The following is a 25,942-nucleotide window of genomic DNA, read 5'->3' on the forward strand; positions in this document are numbered from 1 at the left end:
TTTCAACGATGTATTCCGTTTGAGGCCGTCAGGAGCGGAAACAGGGGCCTGACAGCCTAAGAAAATGGACTCAACGAGCCGCCTGGGATCTGCAGAACATCCCAGGTGGAAAACATGTCGTCCGATGCGATCGTAGGCCGGATTGGCCTCGATTAGGCTTCGCCACCCTTGAACAACTTACGCCCGAACAGCGGGCTGTACGAAGTCCAACGGCTGTCGCTGTTCACGTCGTCGGCCAGCAGGCGATCGAACCCATGCATGTGGGCGTCGAGGCTGTCGATGTAGTGCAGGGCCAACGCTTCGGCTGTCATCGGCACCTTGGGGCTGCCGTATTCCAGCTTGCCATGATGGCTGACCACCATGTGCTTGATGCGCAGGGCCAGTTCGTTCGGGAACGGTTCGCCGCTCAGCTTTTCCGAAGCGCGAACGAGCTGATCGACAATGCTCACACCACTGACCAGGTGCCCGATCAGTTGCCCTTCGTCGCTGTAGGCCAGCCCCTTGTCGCTGCTCAATTCGTCGACCTTGCCAATGTCGTGCAGCAGCACGCCGATCACCAGCAGGTCTTCATCGACCTGCGGATAAAACGGCACGATTGCCTTGGCCACCTTGGTCAAGCTGACGACGTGTTCGAGCAGACCACCTTCGTAGGCGTGATGATTTTTGACCGCGGCTGGCGAAGTGCGGAATCGGGCGATCAACGCTTCGTCGATCAGGAAGCATTCGGCCAGATTTCGCAGGTGAATGTTCCGAATCGATCGCAACTGCTCCGACAGCTCTTGCAACAGGTCGTCGCGTCGCTGCGGGCTGATCTGCATGAAGTCGGACTCGTCGACGTCTTTCGCTTCGACCTTTTCGATATGCGAAACGATGACCTGCATCGAGCCGTTGTAATACTGTGAGGTTCCCTGGATGCGGACGTAGTCGCCATCCTCGAACCGCTTATAGACCGAATCGTTGGCGTTCCACATCATCGCGTTGACGATGCCGGTCTTGTCGGAGAGTTGCACCTGAAGATAGAGATTGCCTTGGCGGTTAGGCCGCAACTGCTTGCTGGAGGCGATGTAAACTTCGTTGATGCTTTCGTTTTCGCCGAGTTGCGTGACGCTTCGTCGTGCCATCCTCGTTCCTGCCTTCTCTAGTCTTCGCTCTGTTTTCTGTTTCGATCACTCCCCCGGAGAGGGATGATGGAGGCGATTCTAGGTTCACCCTGCATTCCCAACAAGGTCCCGCCAAACAGGTTGCACGCAGCCACATAGGGACCTCGGCTGTCCCCACCTTCGAGAATTTTTTAGAATGCGTCTCCTCCCAACCGGAGGATGCGCGCCCTTTTAACGTTTCCGAATATAGGCAGACTCATGGCCAAAGCGCCCCAGAACGCAATTAGCCCGTCCCGAGAGGTCGATTATCCCGAATGGTATCAACAGGTCATCAAGGCCGCTGACCTGGCGGAAGTCTCGCCGGTTCGTGGCTGCATGGTCATTAAGCCCTGGGGCTGGGGTATCTGGGAAAATATGCAGAAAGTCCTCGATGGCATGTTCAAGGACACCGGCCACGAGAACGCCTATTTCCCGCTATTTATTCCGATGAGCTTCCTGGAAAAGGAAGCCGAGCATGTCGAAGGCTTCGCCAAAGAATGTGCCGTCGTCACGCATCACCGCCTGGAACCAGGTCCGGACGGTGGTCTGGTCCCGGCTGGCAAGCTGGACGAACCGCTGATCGTGCGGCCCACCAGCGAAACGATTATTGGTGCCATGTATGCGAAGTGGGTTCAGTCGTATCGGGATCTACCGATCCTGATCAATCAGTGGGCAAACGTGGTCCGCTGGGAACTTCGTACGCGGATGTTTCTGCGAACGGCCGAGTTTCTCTGGCAGGAAGGGCACACCGCCCATGCCACGAAGGAAGAAGCTTTGGAAGAGACCCGCAAGATGCTCGAGGTCTACGCCGACTTCGCGGAAAACTACATGGCAATGCCGGTGATCAAGGGCGAAAAGCCAACCTGGGAACGCTTCCCAGGGGCGGACTTGACCGTCAGCATCGAAGCCATGATGCAGGACCGCAAAGCACTGCAGGCCGGCACCTCGCATTTCCTGGGACAGAACTTCTCGAAGGCTCAGGAAATCAAATTTCAATCGGCTGAAGGCACCGAAGAGTTCGCCTGGACGACCTCGTGGGGCGTCTCGACGCGTCTGGTGGGCGGCTTGATCATGACCCACAGCGACGACGACGGGCTGGTCATTCCACCGCGTCTGGCACCGAAGCATATCGTGATCCTGCCGATCTATCGCAACGACGAAGAGAAGGCCGCGGTCCTCGAATACTGCAAGACTCTGGAAGCCAACCTGAAGGCTCAGTCGTACGACCAATCGCCGATTCGCGTCATGATCGACGACCGCGATCTGCGGGGTGGTGAGAAGACCTGGTATCACATCAAGCGTGGCGTTCCGGTCCGAGTTGAAGTTGGCCCGCGCGACGTTGCTTCAGGCAGCGTGTTCGTCGGTCGTCGCGATCAGACTCCGAAGGAAAAGCAGGGCATCCCGGTCGACAAGTTCGTGGCCGAGATTGCTTCGACACTGACCGAGATGCAGAACAACTTGTTCGAGAAAGCGAAGAAGCTGCGGGAAGACAACACGCGGACGATCGACAGCGTCGACGAGCTCAAGAAGTGGTTCACGCCAAAGAGCAAGAACGCGGAGAAGCCAGAGATCCACGGCGGCTTTGCCATGGTGCATTGTGCCGACGTGCCGGAGGTGGAAGAAGAGCTGAAGAAGCTGAAGCTGACGGCTCGCTGCATTCCGGTCGACGCCCCGGAAGAGCCAGGCAAGTGCCTCTTCACCGGCCAGGACGTTACGCGTCGAATGGTGATCGCCAAAGCCTATTAAGGGCTTTGGTTCTCGACCGACAAGAAACAAAAACGGGTGCGAATCATCGCACCCGTTTTTTTGTTGGCTCTGTGTTGGTATTCGGCGACTAGAAGGCCGTTTCGTCCAGAACGGTGCCGTCCGACATGGCGGAAAGCTGCATCCAGACGTTGTTGTCGATGGTCAGGGTCAGCGACTTCACCGAGCCGTCACCCATAACAACCTGCTCGACGTTGTGTGGCGTGCAGGCACTTCGCTCGAGGCTGTTGATTGGCTGCCTCGAAATGTAGGTCGGAGCAAATAATTTGGAAGGAGGAATGGTGCCGCCAGGCTTATAGCCGTCGTCGTCTTTGGTCGTGGTCGTGGTGTAGCTGCTGGTTGGATAAACGCCAATCAGAGCCGAACGAGCGTTGCCCGAGGTGATGAACGCAGGCTCACCCGAGTTGGTGTTCGTTGTATTACCACCGGTGAAACCAGCAGCCGTGACTTCACCCACCATGACCGTGTTGGACAAACCGTCCTTCACCTTGGCTAGGTTCGTGGCGAAGTCGGGACGGAAGATGCCACCCAGATCGATCTTTTGATCGTGATAGTTCGGATTGGAAGTGGAGTCAAAGAACGCTGGGCGGGCAGTGCTACCAGCAACCGACGTCGAGCTACTACTGTTCCACTGCTGCTGAGCCAGACCCGACAGGTAACCTTCCGAACCGGCATAGTTCGAGATCCCGATGTTGCCGGTAGCGGCAGTATTGCCCATTTCTGGATCGGATGGGCAAACCAGGATATCGAGCTGCTGGCTCAAAAACGTCTGGCCAGCGGCGGAAGTCGTGAAGTCGAGATTCTCGTACAGGTTGCCCTGTTCCAGCTCAGGGAGAATCTTCGAGACCCAGGTGAAATAGTTGGGATCGACAGCGACTGGCAAGTTTTGCTTCTGCGTCGAGAAGTTGGCCAGGGCGAGACCGATGTTTTTCAGATTGTTCTGGCACTGGGCGCGACGGGCAGCTTCACGAGCGGCCTGGACTGCTGGCAGGGTCAATCCGACCAAGATGCCAATGATGGCGATCACCACTAACAATTCAACAAGCGTAAAACCGCGACGCGCAACACGAGCGCGAGAAACATAACTGTTCATTCGAATAGACCTTCCGGGCGAGTCGTGAGCCGGCACAAGACAAGGAGAGGCTAGAAAGCTGGCTGCATTCCTTTTGTTCTTGGATTGTTACCCAATCACTCTCAAAACTCAAGTGATTTGTCGACTTACGATCCCCTCCGTTGACTTTTCGGCGAAATCGAGCCTCCTTACCCCACCATTGACGTGGCATTTACGCCCAAAAACGAGCCGGTACCTCGCCAAATGGCAACCTAGTGAATCTAGGATGACTTTTTGGATATCGCAAAGATGTCGGGGCAAATATAGCGAACTCAATTTCCGCGCCGGCTGTATCGATAAACCAACTAAACCTGGACTAGCTGCGAGACGCTACGCAAGCCGTTTCGTGCCTCTTGGCGGCGATAGATCCTTCGGTTTTGCCCTGACCGGCAAGCGACCGCTGGGATCAAAAAAGAGGAACGAAGGGGGAAGCGTAAGTTTTTTACCCGCCCCGAATGGACACGGGCGTTTAGGCAACCGAGCGGCGGGTTGGGTAATTCGCGTTTTGGACGCTCACGAATTCCTGGGAATTGGAGGGAGTTTTACGATGAAAATGGATTGGAAGGCCGCCATGTTGGCAGCCGCAATGATGGTCGGCGGTTCGACCGTCGCTTCGGCTCAGGAAGCTGGTTACTACGGTGCCAGCCAAGTGAGCTATAACGCAATCGCATCGGATTGCGGATGTGCAGCCGATTCCACCGTCTGCGGCGACGCTCTGACGTGTGGTTCGGATGTTGGTGGTTGCTACAGCGATTGCTGCTGTGGTGGCATGGACTGGTTCGGTTGCTGTGAACACGGCGATCCCTGGACTCTGTTCGGTGAAAACGACTGTGGCGTGACGATTGGTGGTTGGATTTCGGGTGGTTACTACGGTAACTTCCGCGGCGTCAACACCAACAACGGTAACGCTCCTGTTGCTTTCCGTCAGATCTCGAACGCTCCAACCGTCAATCAAGTTTGGTTGTACGCTGAAAAGGCCGCTGACGCCGAAACCTACTGCTTCGACCTCGGTTACCGAGTTGACGCTGTTTGGGGTGCTGACGGTCCTGACACCCAGGCTTTCGGTTACGGCGATCGTTACCGCTGGGACAACCGTTGGAACACTGCTGAAACCGCTGCGGGCGAAGCCCTCTACGGTTCGGCTATTCCACAGGCTTACCTGACCGCCGCTTGGGGCGACTGGGAAGTTAAGGTCGGTCACTTCTACACCATCATTGGTTACGAAGTGGTTCAAGCTCCCGACAACTTCTTCACCTCGTACGCCTACACGATGAACTACGGCGAACCGTTCACCCACGGCGGTGTGCTCGCTACCTACAGTGGTATCGAAAACACCACGCTTTGGGGCGGTTACGTCCAAGGCTGGGACACGGCATTCGACAACTGGGAAGGTCAAGCGACGTTCCTGGGTGGTATCAGCCGTGACCTTTCGGACAGCACCACCATCACTTGGGCGGTCAACGCCGGTGACTGGGGCAAGACCAATGGTGGCAACATCTACATGAACAGCTTCGTGCTGACTCATGACATTGGTTGTGGCTACAGCTACGTCTTCCAGCACGACTTGGGCATTCAGTCCAACTTGGGTGCTGCTGAAAACGCTTACTGGTACGGTGTCAATCAGTACCTGTTCAAGGAAATCAACGACTGCTGGTCGGCTGGTATCCGTGCTGAATGGTTCTGTGACGAAGATGGAGCCCGAGTCGGTTACGGCCCAGGTAGCTACTACGCCACGACCGTCGGCTTGAACTGGAAGCCAACAGCAAACATCACCGTTCGTCCTGAAGTTCGCTTCGAGAAGTTCGACGGCATCTATGGCAACACTCAGACGCCATACGCCGAAGGCACTCACGACGACTGTGTGTTCTACGGTTTCGACGCCATCTTCACCTTCTAAGGTGTAGACCAGTCGAAAGACGCATAAGAGAAGCCGCGGGTGGCAACATCCGCGGCTTCTCTTTTTCTTGTACACTGATCCGAATCTCGCCCCTCAGATCGCGCCGCCCCCTCGGAAGGAAACTATTTTGGGAGACATCTCGGAGCCTCGCCTGGTCTTGCCGATCGTCGCCGCCTTCAGCCGCTATCCCGAAGCACTCGCCTGGGGTCGCACGGAAGCCGAAGCGATGTGGGGCCCGATCGCCCTGCAAAGCGATCCATTTCTGCTGACCGAGACCACTTACTACGACGAAGAGATGGGACCAGGCCAACGGAAACAGTTCTGGGCCTTCGCCCCGATTCGCTCTCCGGAAGAATTGCCGGCCTGGAAACACCAATCCAACGCGTGCGAAGTTCGCTATGCCGATCTGAAACAATGGCCAGAACCGCGACCACTGAATCTCGATCCTGGCTACATTTCCGAAGCAAAGCTGGTGCTGGCCACGACCAAAGATCGTGATCACCGCATTTATCTTCGAGATGGGATCTACGCCGAGGTCACTTTGCACTACCGGCGAAAGGCCTGGACGTCTTGGCCATGGACCTATCCCGACTACCAGCGAGCCGAGTATCACGCCTTTTTTGACCGTTGTCGTCTCTACCTCCGAGAGCAACTGGCTCGATAGAACCGAATTGCGGGACTACGATTTGCCTTCCTTTGGAATAGAATGGACGTTTCCCTATTCCGTCAGCTTCTCGATTTCGTAGGAAACATTCGTGGTGTGGAGCCCCAGCGTTGCGTTGGCATTTGTGGTCGCGGCTATCTTACCGGGACTCATTATTTCGCTGATCACCACCTCGCTTGTTCGCCGCTGGGCCCCGCGGCTTGGCCTGGTCGATCTTCCGAATGAACGGAAAGTTCACGTCACGCCCACACCTTTGGGTGGCGGCATTGGTATCTGGACAGGCCTCGTCGTTCCGTTCGCCATCGCCCAACTGATCGTCTGGTATGCCACTCAGCACCCTGATCTCACCTTCAGCACACCGATTCTGCAGAAGGCTTGGGACTTTGCTCAGCCTCATTTGGCCGGCTATCAAGCCAAAGCGATGTCGCTCTGGACGCTAATCACATTGGCGACGGTGTTGGCGGTCGTCGGACTTTTGGACGATTTGACCGGACTCGGCTGGAAAATTCGCCTCGCGGTGCAGTTTGCTGTCGCGTCGATCGTGGTCTGGTTTCTCGATTGGAAACTCAGCTTTTTCCTCGATATCCCACTGCTGCCCGATATTGTCACGCTGTTTTGGATTGTCGCGTTGATCAATTCGTTCAACATGCTCGACAACATGGATGGCCTCTCGGCCGGTATCGCCGGCATCGGTTCGTTCATGCTTGCGTCGGTTTTGCTGCTCGCTCCAGATCCAGCTACCGCCGGTCCTCAACTTTTTGTTGGGGGATTTTTGTTGGTACTGACCGGGTCGATTCTTGGCTTTCTCTATCACAACCGTCCACCAGCCAAGATTTTTATGGGGGACGCGGGCAGTTATTTGATCGGATTTTGCATGGCCGTCATGACAATCCTGGCGACCTTTGGCAGTTATAAGGACAACCGCCAGCATGCGATCCTCGCACCGCTGTGCATTCTGGCGGTTCCGCTCTACGACTTGATCACGGTCCTTTACATTCGCCTGCGAGAAGGTCGCAGTCCGTTTCAGGCCGACAAATGCCATTTCTCGCATCGTCTGGTCGAGATGGGCTTTTCCAAAACCAGCGCTGTTCTGGTGATCTATTTGTTGACGATGACCTGCGGCCTCGGTGCGATGCTGCTGCATCAGGTCGATCGTGTAGGTGCCGTGCTGGTGCTGATGTTAGTGTTTTGCGTGCTCTGTTTGATCGCGCTGATCGAGCGAGCCGCCCGCCGCAAAGAACGGAATCGAGCCGAGTAAATGGCCAGCAAGAGCAAACAAGACCGACGTCCCCAGCCGGAAGAATCAAGTTCGACGCTGTTGCGTGACCTGGTCGGCGGCGGGATCGCGTTGCTGGCGGTCGTGACGCCGTTGGTTTCCAGCGAAGGCTCTCCGGAACGAGGCGCCGAACTTTGGTTGGCGGTTGCCTGGTGCTTGTTGCTGCTGCTATGGGGTGTGACCGCGCTGGCGAAACCGAAGTTGGAAATCCGTTGGGGTCTGCCGGAATGGTGCCTGGCCGGGTTTCTCACCTGGCTCGCGTTTTCGACTTGGTTCGTGGCCGGGGAAGGGAACCTGCGGGCAGCGTTCAACAACTTCTGGGATTACGCCCATCTGCTGATCGCCTATTTCTTGATCCGCCAATGGGTCGTTACCGATGCCCAGCGTCACGCGTTATTGACCGTCATGATCTGCCTCGCTGCGTTTGTTTCGGCGTATGCCCTCTATCAATATCAAGTCTTGCTGCCGGCACAGCAGGCCGCCTATCGTGCCAACCCCGAACAAATCTTGCTCGACAACGGCATCGATCCGACGCCAGGTAATCCGGTTCGACAGTTGTTTGAGAATCGCGTGCTCAACAGCTCCGAACCGACGGCCACCTTCACGCTGACCAACTCGTTGGCCGGTTTTCTCGTGCCATGGCTGTTGCTTTCGATCGGTTGGCTGAAGAACGCCTTCGGCGACGGCCCCGACTGGAAACGGATTGGCGGGCTGACGCTGGTCGTCGTGTTGGCAGGGATCTGCTTACTCCTCACGAAGAGTCGAACCGCCTGGTTGGCGACGATTTTCGGTCTGATGCTCATCGGGTTTTACGGGTCAGGAATCGGCAAACGCGTTTCCTGGCTGGTGCCTACCATTGGCCTGACAGCCTTTCTCGGACTGTTCATGATTGGCTTCGTCACCGGAGTGCTGGATGTCGAAGTTCTCAGCGAAGCCCCAAAGTCGGTTCTGTATCGACTGCAATATTGGCAAGGTGCCGCGGCAATCATCGCTCACAATCCGATCTTTGGTTGTGGTCTGGGTAACTTCCAAGGCTACTATCCGCAGTTCATGCTGCCGATGGCCAGCGAGACGGTCGCCGATCCGCACAACTTCGTATTTGAAATCTGGGCGATGGCCGGGACGCCTGCGATTGCGTTGCTGTTGGCTGCGATGGTTTGCTGGTCGATGCGATTGGCGAAGAACGTCGAACCCACTGAAACAGAACCTGCCAAGCCCGCCGAAGACACACCTTCCGCGAAACCCATCTGGATCGGTGCCGCGATCGCACCATTCATCGCGCCGCTGTTGCAGATGATCATGCAAGAGATGACGCCTGACTTCACAATGGTGTTGGTTGGCATAGTTCCGGCAGTGATCGTCGGCCTGGCAATGCAAGGTGCACCGATCGTTCGCGACCAGCGACTCTGGCTGGCGATCGCGTTGGCCGCACTGCTGATCGATTTGTTAGCCGCCGGTGGAATCGGCTTCCCCAGCGTGGCAGGGTCGCTGTTTCTATTGGCCGCGGTCGCTTCTCCTTCGCAGCAAACGGTGGAAGTCGAAGACTGGCGATTCAAACTGCTGCCGATGGGCTGCGGTCTGGTCGGCTTGATGATCGTCATCCTGTGGGGCATTCAACCATCGACCGGTCGCAAGACACAGATTTCGTTGGCGAACATGGCGTCGCGTCGGGGTGACTGGCGCGAGATGGAACAACGGGCCAAGTTAGCTTCGGCCGCCGACCTGTGGAGCAAAGAAGGCCCGGCGATGGAGGCCAACATTTACTTCGAGGGTTGGGCGAACAACGTTGATGCTCCGCTGCCGGTTCGCCAACCGCTGCTCGATGCGTTCGAGTCGTCGCTCGATGAAACGTTCCGAAGAGCAGGGCACTACTTCCCGCTCCATTTCTCGGCCGGCAACTGGTATCTCGATATCTATCGTCAGTCGAACGATCCGAATCACCTGCTCCAAGGGATCGATCATTATCGCGAAGCGGTCCGGCTGTACCCCAACCGGGCGATCCATCATGCCCAACTCGCTTGGGCGTTGCATCTAGCTGGTTTGAGGGAGGAAAGCGTCGCCGAGGCGGAGGAAGCCCTCCGTTTGGACGATTTGAATCCGCATGCCGAGCGAAGATTGGAAGATCGCCTGAAAATTCACGACCCTGGACCGTTTTCCGGCATCGAAAACCAGCCGGCGGCACCCGCTGCCGAAATTTACGCCAAACAAGTCATGGAAAATCTGCGTACAATGGGAAGGTAGCGTTTCGCCTCTCATTTCCCCCCTCGCTTCAATTCTTATCGACGAACACGCCATGAAACCAATTGCCGTCCTTCTGGTTTGTCTTCTGGTGGGCTCGATGGCAGGCTTTGCCGTCGCCTATCGCGATGCCAATATGCCCAATCATTTCGGCCCGGTGACCGATCCGGAACTGGGTTGGAAATCGATCCCGATCACGCAAGATGCTCCGAAGGTCTCGGTCGAAGGTGGCACGATCCACACTTTTGGTCGCATGGAATTGAACTCGGTCGGCAAGCACACCTTCGTGGTGAAGAACGAAGGGAATGCTCCTTTGGAATTGACCATGGAAGGCACGACCTGCAAGTGCACCATGGCCGACATGAAAGAAGGAGACACGCTGGTCGTGAAGCCAGGCGATTCCACCGAGATCAAACTGGAATGGCGTCCGAAGGCGTACCAGGAAGACTTCGCCCAGACCGCCCGTATCCGCACGAACGATCCTCGCCAGTCGCTGTTAGAACTGCGAATCACCGGCGATGTGGTTCAGGCCATCGTCCTCGATCCTCAGGAAATTCGCTTCACCAATCTGTCGGCCGGCGAATCGCGAACCGCTTCGACCAAGGTACTGAGCTTCAAAGAACCTGAGTTCGAGATGACCAACCTGCGAGTGACCGGCGACAAGTCGGACCTGCTCACCGTGACCAGCCGCCCACTCTCGAAAGAAGAGCTGCAAGAAACCGACGGCGCGATGGCTGGCTACATGATCGTTGTCGAAGTGAAGCCAGGCCTGCCGCTGGGCAACAACCATCACACGATCATCGCCGACACCACCAGCGAGTTCGCCCCCGTGCTCGAGCTGAGCGTCAACACGTACATCGTTGGTGACATTTCAGTGATCGCCGTCAAGAAGTACGACCGCGAAAAAGCGGTGCTGTACCTCAACAAACTGAAGCAGCACGATGGCCTGAAGACGAAGCTGTTTCTGATCGTGAAAGGGACCCATCGCAACGATGTAAAGATCGCTCTTAAAGAGACCGTTCCTTCCTACCTGAAGGTCGAAGTGGGTGAGCCGGAATCGATCAACGACGGAAGCGTCCAGAAATTTCCGGTCTCGATCGAAGTTCCCGCCGACGCACCTCCCGGCAATTACCTCGGCCCTGATCGTGAGAATCTGGGAAAAATCGAGCTATCCGTGGAAGGTCATCCTGAGATTGAAGAGGTCAATATTGGTGTTTACTTCTCTGTCGAGTAGATTCACCGTTGCCTTGAGAGCACGCAATCGCTGACCTCCTGCAGACTGGGGGGTTAGCTATCGTTTGACATTCCCCCTCACCCCCAACGGTCGTATGCGTATCCATTCTCGCCGCTTCGCTTTCTGCCCGATGATTGCCACCCTCTCGCTAGCAGCCTGGGTGGGATGTGGAATGGAACCGGCGAAAACCACGCAGGCCCCGCCAGCGACTTCACCATCTGCGGAGTCGCCAGCGGTCGAAGTTGCCGACAATGGCCCCGTCACCGTCGACTTCGCGGACGCAAAGCCGATTCCTTCCGCTTCGACCGACAAACCTGCCGGCGAAATCCAACAAGTCGCCATGCATGCCGAGTTGGAAGAGCAGGAGGAGGGGGAAGCCAACGTTCCTCGCCGAGAACTGTTCGAGGGCTGGCCCAAGCCTGAACTGGCACTCTTTCTGACCGGTCAGCAGCACGGTTACATCGAACCTTGTGGATGCACTGGCCTGACCAATCAAAAAGGGGGACTGATGCGTCGGCAGACGTTCCTCAATCAGTTGCGGAAAGACAAAGGCTGGGACGTCGTCGCCTTGGATGTCGGTAACCAGGTCCGCCGCTTCGGTCGCCAGGCAGAAATCAAATTCCAAACCACCGCCAACGGTTTGAACAAGATGGAATATGATGCCATCAGCTTCGGGCCTGATGACCTGCGTTTGTCGGTCGACGAAGTCTTCGCCGCCGTCGCCTCCGACGACCCAGACAACATCAAGTACGTTTCGAGCAACGCCAGCCTGCTCGGCTTCACGCCGAAGTATCGCATCGTCGAAGCAGGCGGCGTGAAGATCGGCATCACCGGGGTCTTGGGCGCTAAAGAACAGCAACGCGTCTCGAACGCCGAAGTCGAAATGGGAGATCCCATGGAAGAACTGAAGGCGAGTTGGGAAGCGTTGAAGGCGGAGAACTGCCAGCTTTACGTGCTGTTGGCTGAAGCTTCGCTTGATGAAAGCCGCAAGTTTGCCCAGGCGTTCCCAGGCTTTCAGATCGTCGTTACCGCCGGCGGAGCAGGGGAGCCTACTCTGCGTCCGGAAGTCGTCGCCGGAACCAATACCCAGATGATTCAAGTCGGCACCAAAGGCATGTATGTCGGTGTGGTCGGCTTCTTCAACGATCCCCAGAACCCGATCCGCTACGAACGTGTCCCCCTCGATTCGCGTTTTGCCGACTCAGACGAAATGCTTCGTTTGTTAGCCGCTTATCAAAAACAGTTGGAAACCCTTGGCTTCGATGGCCTGGGAATTCGGGCTCAGCCCCATCCATCTGGTCATACCTATGTCGGATCAGACACGTGTGCCGACTGCCATAGCGAAGCCTACGAAGTCTGGAAGAATTCGCGTCATAGCCACGCGACCGACTCGCTCGTTCATCCGCCCGAACGTTTCCAGGTCTCGCGTCACTTCGACCCCGAGTGCCTGGCATGTCACGTGGTTGGTTGGAACCAGGAACTGTATCAGCCTTACCAGTCTGGCTACCTCAGCATCCCGGAAACTCCTTTGATGCAGAACGTTGGTTGCGAGAACTGCCACGGTCCTGGTTCGGCCCACGTTGCCTCGCAAAATGGGGAAGGTGGTTTCACCGCCCAGCAAACGGCGGAACTGGTCGAACAAATGAAGCTTCCGCTGGACAAGGCTCGCGATACTTGCTTGAAGTGCCACGACCTCGACAACAGCCCCGACTTCCACGTCAACGGCGCGTTTGATAAGTACTGGGAAGAGATCAAGCATTAAGCTGCCAGATCTCAGTCTATACGGAATCGTAATTCTATTTATTACAGCCGATCGATCAGGGAATTGTCTTAGCCCGATCTGACTAGGGCAGGGCATACCAATCGCCAAAGATTGGCCCTGGGCGAAAACTCGACATCGGCATGGGCTCAGATCGCCCTCGAATCACCTGGATGCTGCGAACAGGCCTCGCATTTCTGTGCCTGCCTGCGCAGCATACTCCGAATCTTCTACCGATCATTTCGTCGCCAGTCGCGGTCTAATTCGGCTCACATTTCTAATAGGTCCGCGCAACTCGTTGTTCACTGGGAAGTTGCGCATACCCCAAAATCGACAAAAGATTCCCCTTCTTCTCTGGGCACGGTGCTTGCGAAGAGCTTGTTGGCGAACTGCGCAAGTCCAATCAACAGAGGAATCGGAAGCTCATGGTGACAGACGACCCACAAACCATCGTGGTAATTGGCAACGGCATGGTTGGGCATCGCTTTGTCGAGAAGCTGGTCGAGTTCGATCAGGCCCGGCAGTACAAGATTGTCACGTTTTGCGAAGAGCCTCGCGCTGCGTACGATCGCGTCGGACTGACCTCGTTCTTTGCCCACCGCGACGCCGAGAAGCTGATGATCGCGCGGCTGGAGTGGTATCAAGAGCATGGCGTCGAGATCCACCTCGGCGATCGCGCTGGCAAGATCGACCGCGAGAACCAAATCGTCAAGTCCGACAAAGGGGTGCAAATCCATTACGACTACGTCGTGTTCGCGACCGGTTCGTACCCGTTCGTTCCGCCGGTCGAAGGGATCAACAAGCATGGTGTTTATGTCTATCGCACCATCGAAGACCTTGAGAAGATCATCCACCACGGCAAGACCGCCCAGAACTGCGCGGTAATCGGTGGTGGTCTGCTCGGCCTGGAAGCGGCCAAGGCTGCCTTCGACTTGGGCATGAAGACCCACGTAATCGAGTTCGCACCCCGTCTGATGCCTCGCCAAGTCGACGATCGTGGCTCGAAGCTACTGGTTCAAAAGATCGAGGACCTCGGCGTCGACGTGCACTTGAACAAGGGAACCAAAGAAATCCAAGGCGATGGCAAAGTCGAGCGGATGGTCTTCACCGATGACACGACCCTCGACGTCGACATGATCATCGTCTCGGCTGGCATTCGACCGCGAGACGAAGTGGCCCGGGATGCTGGGATCGATGTCGGTCCGCGTGGCGGGATCTCGGTCGACGATCATCTTCGCACGTCCGATTCCAAAGTGTTCGCGATTGGCGAGGTCGCGCTGCACTCGGGCATGATCTACGGGTTGGTGGCTCCTGGCTACGAGATGGCCGAGATCGTTGCCGCCAATCTCTGCGGACAAGATCGCCAGTTCGCCGGAACCGATCTTTCGACCAAGCTGAAGCTGATGGGGGTCGATGTCGCCAGCTTCGGCAACTACGAAGCGAGCGACGACATCAGCACCTCGATGGTGATCGAAGACCCATTCCAGGGATCGTACAAAAAGCTGCTCTTCAGCAAGGATGGCAAGACCTTGCTCGGCGGCATTCTGGTGGGCGATGCCTCCGAGTATGGCACGCTTTCGATCTTCGCCAAGAGTGGCGATCCGCTACCGTGCTCGCCGAGTGAATTGATGGGCACCAGCGGCGATGGCGGCGGAGCGGCAGCCCTGGGTGGGGCAGCTTCGATGCCGGATAGCGCCCAGATTTGCTCGTGCAATAATGTCACCAAGGGACAGATCTGCGCAGCCATTCGCGACAACGACTTGATCACCCCAGCGGAAGTCAAGAAGTGTACTTCGGCGGGCGGCGGCTGTGGTGGCTGCATGCCGCTGGTGACCGACATCCTTTCAGCCGAACTGGCAGCCGCAGGCAAATCGCTCAGCAAAGACCTGTGCGAACACTTCGCCTATTCACGGCAGGAACTGTTCGAGATCGTCAAAATCAAAGAGATTAAATCGTTCGACGAATTGCTCGCCTCTCATGGTAAAGGGGATGGCTGCGAAACCTGCAAACCAGCGGTCGCTTCGATCCTGGCTTCGCTGTGGAACGACCACATCCTGGAGACCTCCCACAAAACGCTGCAAGACACGAACGATCGCTTCCTGGCGAACATCCAGCGCGACGCCACCTACAGCGTCGTTCCGCGTGTTGCCGGTGGCGAGATCACTCCGGACAAGCTGATTGTCCTGGGCGAAGTCGCCAAGAAGTACAATCTGTACACGAAGATCACCGGCGGCCAGCGTGTGGACTTGTTCGGAGCGAAAGTGCAAGATCTGCCCGACATCTGGTCCGAACTGATCGACGCCGGGTTTGAAAGCGGGCATGCCTATGGCAAAGCGGTCCGTACTGTGAAGAGCTGCGTCGGCAGTACCTGGTGCCGCTACGGCGTGGGCGATTCGGTTGGGTTCGCCATTCGAATCGAAAACCGTTACCGCGGAATTCGTGCTCCGCACAAACTGAAGTTCGCCGTCAGTGGCTGCGTGCGGGAATGTGCCGAAGCTCAGGGCAAAGACGTCGGGCTGATCGCGACCGAGAACGGCTACAACTTGTATGTCTGCGGCAATGGCGGTGCCAATCCACGGCATGCCGACTTGCTGGTCGCCGACATCGACGAAGAAACGGCCGTCAAATACATGGACCGTTTTTTGATGTACTACATCATGACCGCCGACAAACTGACGCGAACGAGCGTCTGGCTCGAGAAGATGGAAGGGGGCCTCGATCACATTCGCGACGTGGTGATCAACGACTCGCTCGGGATCTGCGACGAACTGGAATCGCGGATGCAGACGCTGGTCGATACCTACCAATGTGAATGGAAGTCGGTCGTTGAAGATCCGGAAAAGCGGGCCTTCTTCAAACAGTTCGTCAACACCGACGAATCGGAACCAAGTATCGAGATCATCACCGAACGTGACCAGCAGCGACCTGCCGATTGGCCGGAAGGGAATATCTCGTTGGTCGAATTGAAGGGGCTCGATGGTCAGGTCATCTCGCACGAACCAGCCCCCGAAGAGACGCTCAGTTGGATTCCGATGGGGATGGAAACCGACTTCCCGGTCAATGGTGGTGCGGCGGTGAAATATGGCGACGTCCAGATTGCCATCTTCCGAGCGACCACGCACAGCGACTGGTACGCCTGCCAGAATATGTGCCCGCATAAGAACGCGTTCGTTCTATCGCGCGGCATCATCGGCGATGCCGCGGGTGTGCCGAAGGTGGCCTGTCCGCTGCATAAGAAGTCGTTCTCGCTGGAAACGGGCGAGTGTCTGACGGGCGAAGAATTCAAGCTGCAGGTCTTCCCGGTGAAACTCGACAACGGACAAGTCTTCGTGCAGTTGCCACCGCAAGAAACCTTGAACGCCTCCCTGGCGACAAAGCTCCACTGCATTTCAGCGTGCGATGCACCCAAGAGCCGCCAGATGGCATTTGTCGCGAGTTGAGGGGAACTTTTGCGACAATCGCAAGAGACAGATGGGAACATCGCAGCGATCGTGAGCGTTGCGACTCGATTCGTACCGTACCCCATCTGTTTCTTGCCTTTTCTTGATAGGCCAACGCGATCCGTGATCGCATTCCGCCATCTGATTTTCATTGCGAGCCACCAGCGGTGACGCTACGCTGGGGCAACCAGCTTGCTTCTTTTCCGTTCGCAAGGGAACGTGATGGCAACCTCTCCATGCCGCAACTGCGGAGCGCTCGTCAGCCGCTCGGATCACTTCTGCCAAGAGTGCGGAGTGACGATGCCCTATCGTCGCCGCACCAAAATGACTTATGGCTACGAATACAAATCGAAGGCCACACTGTTCGGTCTGCCGCTGGTACACATCTCGTTCAAGTACCGCGCGAACCGTACGCCGGTGGTCGCGAACGGTGTGATCGCGATCGGGCAGTTTGGTTTCGGAGTGATTACCATCGCCCAGTTTGGCGTCGGCATCGTAACGATCGGTCAGGCCACGCTGGCGACCTTTACCATCGCCCAGGCAACCCTCGCCGCGTATGCGATCTGCCAGGTCGGAATCGTATTCCAAGGGTACGGGCAGAGACTTCTGAAGCTCGACACGTTTCTCTAGTGGTCCGCAATTTTGCGAACGAGAAGAACGAAGCTTCGTTCTAAGAGAGTCGTCGCGTTTCGTTCAGACGGCGACGCAGTTGGTTCAAACGTTCTTCCGACTGAACCAGTCGATCATTGGTGGCCGGGGCAGGGGAGCTCGGCAGTTCGGGAATCGAACCGAGCGAGTGCCGACTGTTGTTGGCGATCTCGCGAATGCCGCCTAACTGATTCTGCACGTCTGCCAGCCACTTCTGCGTTTCGGCCTGGCGACCGGAAGCTTCCTGGAAAAACAAACATGCGGCTAAGGCCATACAGCCCAGCGAAACCACAGCGATCGGGAAGCCAATATTAAAGAGTTCCGGGCGACGCGTGACGACGCTCCAGACAATCAGAAAACAGCCACAGACCAGCAGCATGACGCCGCCTGCCAGGCTGATCGATGCTAACCAGGGGAAGCCATTGTCCGGCTTCACTTCCGGCAACTCGTCTCGCAGGGCTGGTTCGGGTCGTGGACGTGACGCCGAACGCAGCTCTGGCAAATCATCGAAATGGGCTGGCTCTTCAAACCGCTGCACCAGACGGTCAATCCGTCCCAGCGTGGTTTGCATGCGATGCGTATCGAGGCGAAGCCCCGGCAACGGCTCTGCCGACGCTGCAGCAGGACGCTTGACGTGAGACGTCTCTGCCGAAGAATCGAGCCGCGTCTGGCACTTCGCACAGACAAGCACCGAATGCTCGCGAGGCGAGGCAATTCCAGCGACTTGAATCTGACAACGAGGGCACCACATCTGCTAGCTACTTTCGAACAAGATCGAGTTAGGTTTCTTTCCTTATCGGCTGCGGGAGGCCTGCGGATTGAACCGTTCTGGCGAAATAGGAAAAATCTCAGGGGGTGCCTCGCTCTTTCCGCGCAGCAAAAAAGGCGAGCCCCACGGAAGGGGATCGCCTCGTAAGCTTTGATATATCAGCCACTTAGAACGAATCCTAAGAAGTTGGCACCTCGGCATCAACTTCTGGCGATGGCTCTTCGTTTTGGGTACCTGTGACGGCCGGATGCGGTTCGTACCAGTCGGTACGCAGCCAGTCGACGATGATCTCGAGGTCTCGTCTTGAGATGCGATTCGAGACTTCGTTGTGCGGATCTTCGTTGAACGCCGGCATCCGGTCGTTGTTGTCGCCGTAGAACCGAGTCGCCGAGGGATTACTGATGAAGTCCATCAACCACTGCCGCGAACCAAATCCATTCAGATCGACCGCGTCGCCATAATCACTCTCGGCGTCGTAGTTGTGGCACATCGCACAGTGGTCTTCGCTGACCAGCAGTTCGTTGCCTCGGGCAATCTTGCCGGGGCCAAGCTCCGCTTCCGATTCGATCCCGCTTTGAGCCGCCAACGCCGCCACGATCGCGGCCAGATCTTCGTCCGACCATTCGTCCGTGTCCGACATGGTTTCAGTCACGTAGCCTGCCATCTCGCCTTCCAGGTGCGACGTGCCGCCGAAGAAGTGGAAGCTGTTGATCGGCACCACTTCGATTTCCTTCGGATCGTTCGACTGCTGCGGGCCAAGCTTGCCAGCTCGCTCTTCATCTTTGCGAACGATCTCGGCTTCCATGCGAACGGGGTTCGGCGTGAGGAAGGCCTTCACCCACTTCGACGTGCCGAAGCCATACAGGTTGGGTCCCGAGACCGGCGCCGGCGGTACTAGCCCTTCGCCACGCAGTGAATCGAACGGCAACAACTCGGCCACTGGATTGTAGGCGTGGCAGCTATTGCAGTTGGCGGCAAACAAAACAGGGCCTTGCGTCTTCGGATCGTTACGCATCAACGACACCGCGCCGGTCTCTGGAATGCCAGTCGGAGCTTGCACCAACTGGATCGCGCGGATCGCGTTCCGTTCTGCTTCTTCGGTCGCGAGGTGATACGACTCGTTGGCTCGGTCTTCCTGGATCGCGACGAAGGTCAAGAAGCCAGCGCCGCCCAATAGGGCCACGATCAAGGCGATGTTGAAACCATGCCCGATCTTCCAGTTGCCAACGAGCGGCATCAGAAACAACGAGGTCATGATGACGATCGGAATCACTATCGCACCATAGATTTCTGCTTCGCCGGGGAAGTACTTCAGAAACTGAAACAGGAACAAGAAGTACCACTCAGGTCGAGCCGCCGAGAAAGGTGTCGACGGGTCGGCAGGGGCACCAAGCTCTGCGCCGAGGTGGGCTTCGATCGGCAAGCCAGAATGATCTTCGCCGGCGAAAAAAAAGCCACGCAAAACAAAGAACATCACCACGGCCATCACCGCCAGACACGCAACCGCGTCCTTCAAGACCTGGTCGGGCCAAAAGTAAGCAGCGGGACGTTTATCGGCACCAATGGCGGTCACACCATGCCGACGAAACAGCACCATATGCAGGAACAAAACGCCGATCAGGGCCGCTGGTAAAACGCCAGCATGCAAGGCGAAGAACCTGGTTAGGGTGGCGTGACCATAATCGGTTCCGCCGACCACGATCTTCTGCACATCGTCCCCAATCCAAGGCAGCAAGCCGGCGAGGTTTGTTGCGACACGCGTCGCCCAGAAACCTTTCTGGTCCCACGGCAACAAGTAGCCGGTCAGCGAGAGACCAAGCACGATCTGCATCAAGATCAGCCCGGTCCAGAAGTTGAATTCACGCGGCGCGCGATACGCTCCGTCGATCACCACTTGCAGAAAGTGCACGGCCAGCAGCACGATCATCATCTGGGCCATGAAGTGGTGGATCCCACGCACCATCCAGCCTCCCTGCATTTCGTACTGAATGAAGTAGACGCTCTCCCACGCTCCCTTCGCATTCGGACTGTACGACGCCCACAGGAAGATGCCGGTAATCAGCTGCACCATGAAGGCGAACACCAGCGTGCTGCCCCAAACATAGCGCCAGCGCGAACCGCCAGGGATGTTCTCGTAGAGTGCTTCGTTGACGGCGTGACGAATGCCAGTTCGGTTGTCGATCCAATCGATCAGCGTTTTCATTGAATCGGCTCTTTCTCTGGATGTCCTGCTTTGAAGTTCTTGAAATCAACCCACACTTCTCCCTTGGCCAGTTTCTTCTGGTCGACCTCGAGCGTGTCGAGGTTCCGGGGACTCGGGCAGGTCTCTGGTTCCAACCGTTCGCCATCCGGCTTGAAGTCGCTGCGGTGGCAAGGGCACTGGAACAAGCCTCCGTCGCCTGCTTCCCGGTTGAAGTCGACAAAGCAACCGGCATGGGGACAAACGGCGTTGATCGCCTCGACGGTTGACTCGCCGGGCAGACGTCGCAGATAGATCGCGCCGATCGGCTGGTTGGGATAGACATTCCAGGCATCCCGCTGCGTAGCTATCACGGGATATCTTCTTGGAAAACCATCATCGGGAATGGCATCGAGAGCCGCGATCTTGCGGAACTCTCCCTTGTCGCCTTTCCGAAAGATCGGGTCGAGCAGCGTCGCCAGACCGGCACCAAAGGGGATGACGCCAACCAGACCACCAATAACCACCGCGGCCGCTTTCGAGAAGAAGCCGCGTCGATCCTCTTGAGGTGGAATCGATTCCATATTCTTCGCCATAGATTGTGAAACTCCGTGAGCGATCTTCGCCCGCGTGGTGAATCGACAGAACGTTTCGTTCCGTAAGACAATCAGCAAGCCGGACCTATGCATAATGAGGTCCGGTCGTTGCCCAATATTATGAAGAGGCTAGAAGGAGGTCCCAAGCGATCACGCACCTGGCTCCGCCTCGGGAAGAAGGGATCAACCCGCGATCGTTCAACCTTCGATTTAGCCCATGGCCTTCTCGGTCGCTTTCAGCAACATCGAGACGACTTCGTCCAGAGGTTTCTTGATCAACGCCCCCGCTGCCGCCACGTGCCCGCCACCACCAAATTGGTGAGCGAGCTTCGCGACATCGAGCGAAGAACGGCTACGGAAACTGGCCTTCACACCCTCGCCGCCAGGCAATTCGATGAAGAGAATCGCAGCCTCAACTCCGGAGACGGCCATAGTCTTATTGATCGCGTCTTCCGTGTCACTGGGGGTAGCCCCTGTTTCTTCGAAGTCTTGCTGAGTTGCCAAACTATAAGCAAGACGTCCTTCAAGAATTACCTTGGCGCTGGCCAGAATACGGCCCCGCAAGTTGACCCGCTGCAGACGTTCTTTCTCGAACAAGTGCCCGTAAACGTCGCTCGGCACGGCGCCGGCGTCGATCAGATCGCCGATCGCCCGATAGGTGTCGCCGCTGACCGATGGAAATCGAAACCACCCTGTGTCGGTTGCAATGGCGGTGAACATTGCGAAAGCCATTTCCTGGGTGATCGGAATCCCCCAATCCTTGGCCGCTTCATACACGAGTCGGCCGGTCGCTTCACACTTGGGATCCTTGAACATCTCGCCCCCCAGGTCGTCCTGGCTGACGTGATGATCGAGCACCAGCTTCACGCCTTCGAACTGTTGCATCAGTTCGGCCATCGACCCGAGCTGAACCCAGGCGCTGGTATCGACGACCAGAAACGCGTCGAAACCGGAAAGCACCTCTTCGGATGTGATGTCTTTCCCCAACTGCTTGATCTGGTTGTCCGGGTCGATGAACTGCAGATGATTCGGCGTTTCAGAATCGTTGACGATGGCGACCTCTTTACCAAGCTGCCGCAGGATCGCCGCCATCGCCAATTCACTACCCAGGGCATCGCAGTCGGGACGCACGTGGCTGGTGATCACAAATCGCTGTGGTTCTTCCAACGCCCCTCGCAGGGCTTTCCAGTCAATGCTCATCCGGTTATCCAAATTGCTGAGGACCTGCCTCACAGGTCGCGGGTTGCCTGGTATTCGTCAAAGGTTTTGATCGCGGTCTGGACGTCGATGTCCAACTGCTTCTTTAGTGCTTCCACATCCGAGAAGCTGATCACATCGCGAAGCCGATTCAGGAACGAGACTTCGAGTGGTTCGCCATAAATCGAGCCTTGAAAACCGATCATGTGGACTTCGATCTTACGGGCCTTCTCGCCGAAGGTTGGATTCGGTCCGATGTTGATCGCCGCGGCGAACATCTCGTCGCCGCGATAGCCGATGCCTGCGTAGACACCAATCGCCGGAACCAACGTATCGACCGCTTCCAGATTTGCGGTCGGGAACCCAAGCTGCGAACCGCGGGCGGCACCATGCGTGACCATGCCACGAATTCGGTAAGGTTCGGTCAGCATCTCGCCGGCCAGCTTCACATCGCCGGCAGCGACCAGCTTACGAATGCGGCTGCTAGAAACGAACTCGGTTTCGCCAGGCCGGGTAAAGGGCTGTAAGATATCGAGCTGCATGCCGTGCTTGTGGCACAGCTCGGCCAAGGTGTTGGTATCGCCGGCGCGGTCTTTGCCGAAATTGAAGTTCGGGCCTTCGACCATCGCCTTGGCAGCCATCTTCTGCACGACGATCTGCTCGAAGAACGCTTCCGGCGAAAGATTCAACAGATCACGCGTCGTCGGATAAGCGATGACGGCATCGATACCGAGCTTGCCCAGTAGTTCGACCTTACGGCGTGTCCAGGTCAGCGGAGGTGGTTCGAGTTCCGGCCGAAGCAATCGAACAGGATGCGGATCGAAGGTGAAGACGACCGCGGGTCCCCCCACTTCGTCGGCACGTTGGCGAATCAACTGCGCAATCCGAGCGTGCCCCAGGTGGACGCCATCGAAGTTGCCGATCGTTAGCGCGCCGCCTCGAAAGTCTGCGGAAAGCGAATCCAGGTCACGATAAAGTTGCACAGCTCGCCTTTGCCCAAGGGCAATGCGGATGGCATATTTTGCCCAACCGCGCGGGTGAAAAAGACGTATTTTGATTCGTCATGCCAGGAATGACAACCAAACCTTCATCCGTTTTGTGGCCAAGTCGCTTCACGAAGTGGTTTCCAATCGAGACAATCGGTACAGATATGCCTGGCACCAGCGATCCCCCGCTGGGAGAACAAATCGCAAATTGCCTCCAATTTAAGCCAGGAAATCGCGAACGACTTTAAAAAAATACTTTTCGGCCGCCACACGGTAGAATTTCCTTATCGACTGCCCATCCCTGTTTAATTTGCTAGAAGGTCCGATCTGTGACTGAGCGCTCCTCGTCCTCCTCGAAAACGCATGATGTGACCTGTCCCGTATGTTCGACGCGGTTGACCGTACTGACCGCAGACACCGGCCGGAAGATGGAATGCCCCGACTGCGGTCATATCCTCACCATCACCAAGCCGGAAAAGAAATTGGAGTTGCCGAGCGAGGAAGAGGACATCGAGGACATTTACGGCCTGAAAGATGTCGACGACAGCCATGATGAAGCCCGGAAGAAGTTGGGGCAGAATCTTATGTCGCAGGCCGAGAAAGAAATCCGCGAACAAGCCGAGCGGCCTGAGCTGCATAAACGAACCCAAGGTGCTTTCGAGGAACGCCGCCGAGTCGAAGCAATCGACGACGATGTACCTTCCAAGCCGCGCGAACCACTCACACCGATCGATTACGATCCGAGAGCGAGGCTGGTCGAGTTTCCGATTCGCTTTTCTCCGCAAGAGCTATCACGCGATGTCGGCCTGTTCACCGACGTCGGCCTGTTGATGCGATGGGTGTTTCTGTCGCTGTTCACGGCGATGGTGCTTTATCTGGTGGTCAACGCCTTCATTTACTACAACGTGACACCGCCAACCTTCATGTCCTACATGGCGAGTCTGGCTTGTACGTTTCTTTCGGTCTGTCTGGGTGCCGTCGCGGTCGTGTTTCTGGGGAGCTACTTCTTGTTCCTGACCATGTCGATTTCCAGCGGCATGGATGACTTCGATTGGCCGGAGCTGGGAATTTTTGATCGCGTGATGGAAGCCCTGTTCTTCGTGGCGGGGCTCTTCTTCGCGCTGATTCCGTTTGCAATTGTTGCCACCATCGATCTGACGCTGGCGTTACCTTTGTTGGCGTTGGGCTTCCTGGCGTTCCCGGTCGCGTTTCTATCGCTACTCGATCAAAACTCGATCATCACGCCGTGGAGCAACATGATTGTGTTTTCGCTCTTCAAGCTGACCGGCAAATGGTTGATGTTCTACGTGGCCACCTTCTTCCTGGCGATCGCAGTCGGTGGGTTTGGTTACATGCTTTACTTCTTTGCCGGCATCGAACGACTCGCGTACATTGCGCTACCATGCGGTGTGCTGGTCGTGGGTGGCCTGATGATCTATTCGATCTGGCTGGGACGCATGAGTTGGGAGATCTCGGCACTGCATGGCGAAGAACGCGAAGCCGAGCGAGAAGCAAACGAAGCCGCCAAGTAGGTCACGTTCACTTGAATTGAATCCAACAAAAAAGCCTCGACCGAAGATTCTCGGCCGAGGCTTTTTTAATTTCATACTGTTAAATACAGAGCGTTAGACGTTCCAATTTCGATCCGCCCGGGAGATCAATCCGTTGGCATCGGCATCGTTGATGAACGTTTCTTTCTGCGGATCAATCGCCAGCTTGCGATCGAAGATCCAAGCCGCGGCCGCCGCGTGACAGGCAATGTGCGACTTCCGCATCACGTTTTGATTCGCCGCGGTCAGCTCTCGCGAACGAATGCAATCGAGGAAATTACGCGAATGCGAGGCGACATCGAGCCCACGCACGCGCGAAGTATCTTCGGTGATCTCTTTCTGCAGGGCAGGGGACGAGCAAACGATCTCGCCGCTGTCGCCGGTTTCGACCCAGCCTTCCGTTCCGATAAATCGAACCGGGCAGGTGCCGAGTCGCGTGATGTACTGCGGCGAACGATCACCGAACGGGTTATCAAGGAAGTCGATCTCCAACTTCACGCCATTTTCGTAACGGCAGTGGATACCGTTCTCGTAAGGATCGAACTCGATCGGCATCGTCCCGTCCGCTTTGTTCGCCCATTGGCAAAGGTCGACCGTATGGGCGCCCCAGTCCAGCAGTCGCGCCCCGGAATCGAAGTCCCACTGACCACGCCACTTCCCTTGCACGTAAGCGAGGTTGAACGGACGCCAGGCCGCAGGGCCGAGCCACAGGTTCCAATCGACGTCTTCCTGCGATGGCTGCGGCTGGGCTGGCAACCAACTGTTGTCGAGCACCGGTCGATAAACCGAAGCGTGCATTGTTTGCAGTTCGCCAAGTTTACCGGAGTGAAGCAGTTCGACCGCTTTCTGAAAATTCGGAACGCTGCGGCGCTGGGTCCCAGCCTGAAAGACTTTCTTCTCCGCAGTGATCGTGTCGGCGAGCTGCTGACAATCTTCAATGGTAATGCCACACGGCTTTTCGCTGTAGACATCTTTGCCTGCCTTGGCCGCCAGAATCGAAGCCGCCGCATGCCATCGATCGCCCGTCGCGATGAGCACGGCGTCGATATCTTTTCGATCGAGCAGTTCGCGGAAGTCGCGGAGCGTTTCGCAATCGGAGTTGCCATAGTGCTTGTCGACCATCGCTTTGCCATCGGCACGATGCTTCGACCAAACGTCGGCGATAGCGACGCAGCGAACGTCTTCATGTGGCAGCGTTCCCCCCATCACGTATTTGCAACGATTGCCGAAACCAATCACGCCGAGGTTTACCTTGTCATTTGCGGCCGGCGAGCCGTCGGCACCCAGCACATGACGAGGCACATACGTGGCAACGCCTGCCACGACCGCGGCCGTTCCGGCGGCCTTCAGAAAGTTACGACGAGAGGAAGTCTCGGGACGATTCATGGGGCAGTCCTCAAACAAGGCAGGTAGGGAAGGGGGGAGGGAGACGGTGAGGCCGAATCCTTGCGGTTATTAAACCATGCCGGAATACGGTCTGTCCAAAAAGAAATCG

The 25,942-nt window shown here is 56.8% G+C and carries 18 protein-coding genes; 10 read left to right on the plus strand and 8 right to left on the minus strand.

What is annotated here, in order from left to right; all coding sequences use genetic code 11:
• Positions 1-152 precede the first annotated feature (152 nt).
• Entirely contained in the window at positions 153-1,121 is a 969-nt protein-coding gene (locus AB1L30_RS15460; RefSeq protein WP_367014327.1) for an HD domain-containing protein, read from the minus strand.
• A gap of 237 nt (positions 1,122-1,358) precedes the next feature.
• On the opposite strand from AB1L30_RS15460, the gene proS reads away from it, so the two are divergent.
• On the plus strand, positions 1,359-2,885 hold the full coding sequence (proS, locus tag AB1L30_RS15465) for a proline--tRNA ligase (protein ID WP_367014328.1): 1,527 nt from the start codon (positions 1,359-1,361) through the stop codon (positions 2,883-2,885).
• Positions 2,886-2,973: 88 nt separating this feature from the next.
• On the opposite strand, the gene AB1L30_RS15470 is transcribed toward proS, so the two are convergent.
• Positions 2,974-3,996 (minus strand): DUF1559 domain-containing protein, encoded by a 1,023-nt coding sequence (locus tag AB1L30_RS15470; RefSeq protein ID WP_367014329.1) that lies wholly within the window; start codon positions 3,994-3,996, stop codon positions 2,974-2,976.
• 565 nt (positions 3,997-4,561) lie between these two features.
• On the opposite strand from AB1L30_RS15470, the gene AB1L30_RS15475 reads away from it, so the two are divergent.
• The 8 genes from AB1L30_RS15475 (at position 4,562) to AB1L30_RS15510 (ending at position 17,152) form a co-directional block, all read left to right on the plus strand.
• A complete protein-coding gene (locus AB1L30_RS15475; protein WP_367014330.1) occupies positions 4,562-5,911 on the plus strand; it encodes an outer membrane beta-barrel protein in 1,350 nt (449 codons plus the stop codon).
• A 127-nt stretch (positions 5,912-6,038) separates the two neighbouring features.
• A complete protein-coding gene (locus AB1L30_RS15480) occupies positions 6,039-6,575 on the plus strand; it encodes a DUF4416 family protein (RefSeq protein ID WP_367014331.1) in 537 nt (178 codons plus the stop codon).
• A gap of 91 nt (positions 6,576-6,666) precedes the next feature.
• The gene (locus AB1L30_RS15485) at positions 6,667-7,833 is read left to right on the plus strand and encodes an MraY family glycosyltransferase (protein WP_367014332.1); all 1,167 of its coding nucleotides are present in this window, start codon (positions 6,667-6,669) and stop codon (positions 7,831-7,833) included.
• A complete protein-coding gene (locus tag AB1L30_RS15490) occupies positions 7,834-10,092 on the plus strand; it encodes an O-antigen ligase family protein (protein ID WP_367014333.1) in 2,259 nt (752 codons plus the stop codon).
• A gap of 52 nt (positions 10,093-10,144) precedes the next feature.
• Entirely contained in the window at positions 10,145-11,323 is a 1,179-nt protein-coding gene (locus AB1L30_RS15495) for a DUF1573 domain-containing protein (RefSeq protein ID WP_367014334.1), read from the plus strand.
• Positions 11,324-11,495: 172 nt separating this feature from the next.
• The gene (locus tag AB1L30_RS15500) at positions 11,496-13,085 is read left to right on the plus strand and encodes a multiheme c-type cytochrome (RefSeq protein WP_367014335.1); all 1,590 of its coding nucleotides are present in this window, start codon (positions 11,496-11,498) and stop codon (positions 13,083-13,085) included.
• Between the two features lie 422 nt (positions 13,086-13,507).
• Complete coding sequence (gene nirB, locus AB1L30_RS15505) at positions 13,508-16,522, plus strand: nitrite reductase large subunit NirB (protein WP_367014336.1); 3,015 nt, start codon at positions 13,508-13,510, stop codon at positions 16,520-16,522.
• A 222-nt stretch (positions 16,523-16,744) separates the two neighbouring features.
• Positions 16,745-17,152, plus strand: a complete 408-nt coding sequence (locus tag AB1L30_RS15510) for a hypothetical protein (RefSeq protein WP_367014337.1) — start codon at positions 16,745-16,747, stop codon at positions 17,150-17,152.
• A gap of 40 nt (positions 17,153-17,192) precedes the next feature.
• Here the strand turns inward: AB1L30_RS15510 and AB1L30_RS15515 are convergent, their stop codons facing one another.
• The 5 genes from AB1L30_RS15515 to AB1L30_RS15535 all read right to left on the minus strand — a co-directional run bounded on the left by AB1L30_RS15515 (position 17,193) and on the right by AB1L30_RS15535 (position 22,894).
• Positions 17,193-17,921, minus strand: coding sequence for a hypothetical protein (locus tag AB1L30_RS15515; RefSeq protein WP_367014338.1), 729 nt, complete (start codon positions 17,919-17,921; stop codon positions 17,193-17,195).
• 196 nt (positions 17,922-18,117) lie between these two features.
• The gene (locus AB1L30_RS15520) at positions 18,118-20,142 is read right to left on the minus strand and encodes a cytochrome bc complex cytochrome b subunit (protein ID WP_367014339.1); all 2,025 of its coding nucleotides are present in this window, start codon (positions 20,140-20,142) and stop codon (positions 18,118-18,120) included.
• Positions 20,139-20,714, minus strand: a complete 576-nt coding sequence (locus AB1L30_RS15525) for a Rieske 2Fe-2S domain-containing protein (protein WP_367014340.1) — start codon at positions 20,712-20,714, stop codon at positions 20,139-20,141. Before AB1L30_RS15525 ends, AB1L30_RS15520 begins: the two co-directional genes overlap by 4 nt.
• A 210-nt stretch (positions 20,715-20,924) precedes the next feature.
• Positions 20,925-21,914, minus strand: a complete 990-nt coding sequence (locus tag AB1L30_RS15530; RefSeq protein ID WP_367014341.1) for a DHH family phosphoesterase — start codon at positions 21,912-21,914, stop codon at positions 20,925-20,927.
• Between the two features lie 29 nt (positions 21,915-21,943).
• Positions 21,944-22,894 carry a bifunctional riboflavin kinase/FAD synthetase gene (locus AB1L30_RS15535; RefSeq protein ID WP_367014342.1) on the minus strand — a complete coding sequence of 317 codons (951 nt, stop codon included), beginning with the start codon at positions 22,892-22,894 and terminating at the stop codon, positions 21,944-21,946.
• A gap of 332 nt (positions 22,895-23,226) precedes the next feature.
• Between AB1L30_RS15535 and AB1L30_RS15540 the strand changes: the two genes are divergently transcribed.
• On the plus strand, positions 23,227-24,429 hold the full coding sequence (locus AB1L30_RS15540) for a hypothetical protein (protein ID WP_367014343.1): 1,203 nt from the start codon (positions 23,227-23,229) through the stop codon (positions 24,427-24,429).
• Between the two features lie 93 nt (positions 24,430-24,522).
• Here AB1L30_RS15540 and AB1L30_RS15545 read toward each other — a convergent pair whose 3' ends face one another.
• Complete coding sequence (locus tag AB1L30_RS15545; protein ID WP_367014344.1) at positions 24,523-25,833, minus strand: Gfo/Idh/MocA family oxidoreductase; 1,311 nt, start codon at positions 25,831-25,833, stop codon at positions 24,523-24,525.
• Between the last annotated feature and the right edge of the window lie 109 nt (positions 25,834-25,942).

Origin of the sequence: Bremerella sp. JC817, from assembly GCF_040718835.1 — a bacterium.
Taxonomy (GTDB): domain Bacteria; phylum Planctomycetota; class Planctomycetia; order Pirellulales; family Pirellulaceae; genus Bremerella.

Coding starts and splice junctions, on each gene's coding strand:
- AB1L30_RS15460 (WP_367014327.1), bottom strand. CDS start 1,121: ATGGCACGACGAAGCGTCACGCAACTCGGCGAAAACGAAAGCATCAAC.
- proS (WP_367014328.1), top strand. CDS start 1,359: ATGGCCAAAGCGCCCCAGAACGCAATTAGCCCGTCCCGAGAGGTCGAT.
- AB1L30_RS15470 (WP_367014329.1), bottom strand. CDS start 3,996: ATGAACAGTTATGTTTCTCGCGCTCGTGTTGCGCGTCGCGGTTTTACG.
- AB1L30_RS15475 (WP_367014330.1), top strand. CDS start 4,562: ATGAAAATGGATTGGAAGGCCGCCATGTTGGCAGCCGCAATGATGGTC.
- AB1L30_RS15490 (WP_367014333.1), top strand. CDS start 7,834: ATGGCCAGCAAGAGCAAACAAGACCGACGTCCCCAGCCGGAAGAATCA.
- AB1L30_RS15495 (WP_367014334.1), top strand. CDS start 10,145: ATGAAACCAATTGCCGTCCTTCTGGTTTGTCTTCTGGTGGGCTCGATG.
- AB1L30_RS15500 (WP_367014335.1), top strand. CDS start 11,496: ATGGAACCGGCGAAAACCACGCAGGCCCCGCCAGCGACTTCACCATCT.
- nirB (WP_367014336.1), top strand. CDS start 13,508: ATGGTGACAGACGACCCACAAACCATCGTGGTAATTGGCAACGGCATG.
- AB1L30_RS15510 (WP_367014337.1), top strand. CDS start 16,745: ATGGCAACCTCTCCATGCCGCAACTGCGGAGCGCTCGTCAGCCGCTCG.
- AB1L30_RS15515 (WP_367014338.1), bottom strand. CDS start 17,921: ATGTGGTGCCCTCGTTGTCAGATTCAAGTCGCTGGAATTGCCTCGCCT.
- AB1L30_RS15520 (WP_367014339.1), bottom strand. CDS start 20,142: ATGAAAACGCTGATCGATTGGATCGACAACCGAACTGGCATTCGTCAC.
- AB1L30_RS15525 (WP_367014340.1), bottom strand. CDS start 20,714: ATGGCGAAGAATATGGAATCGATTCCACCTCAAGAGGATCGACGCGGC.
- AB1L30_RS15530 (WP_367014341.1), bottom strand. CDS start 21,914: ATGAGCATTGACTGGAAAGCCCTGCGAGGGGCGTTGGAAGAACCACAG.
- AB1L30_RS15545 (WP_367014344.1), bottom strand. CDS start 25,833: ATGAATCGTCCCGAGACTTCCTCTCGTCGTAACTTTCTGAAGGCCGCC.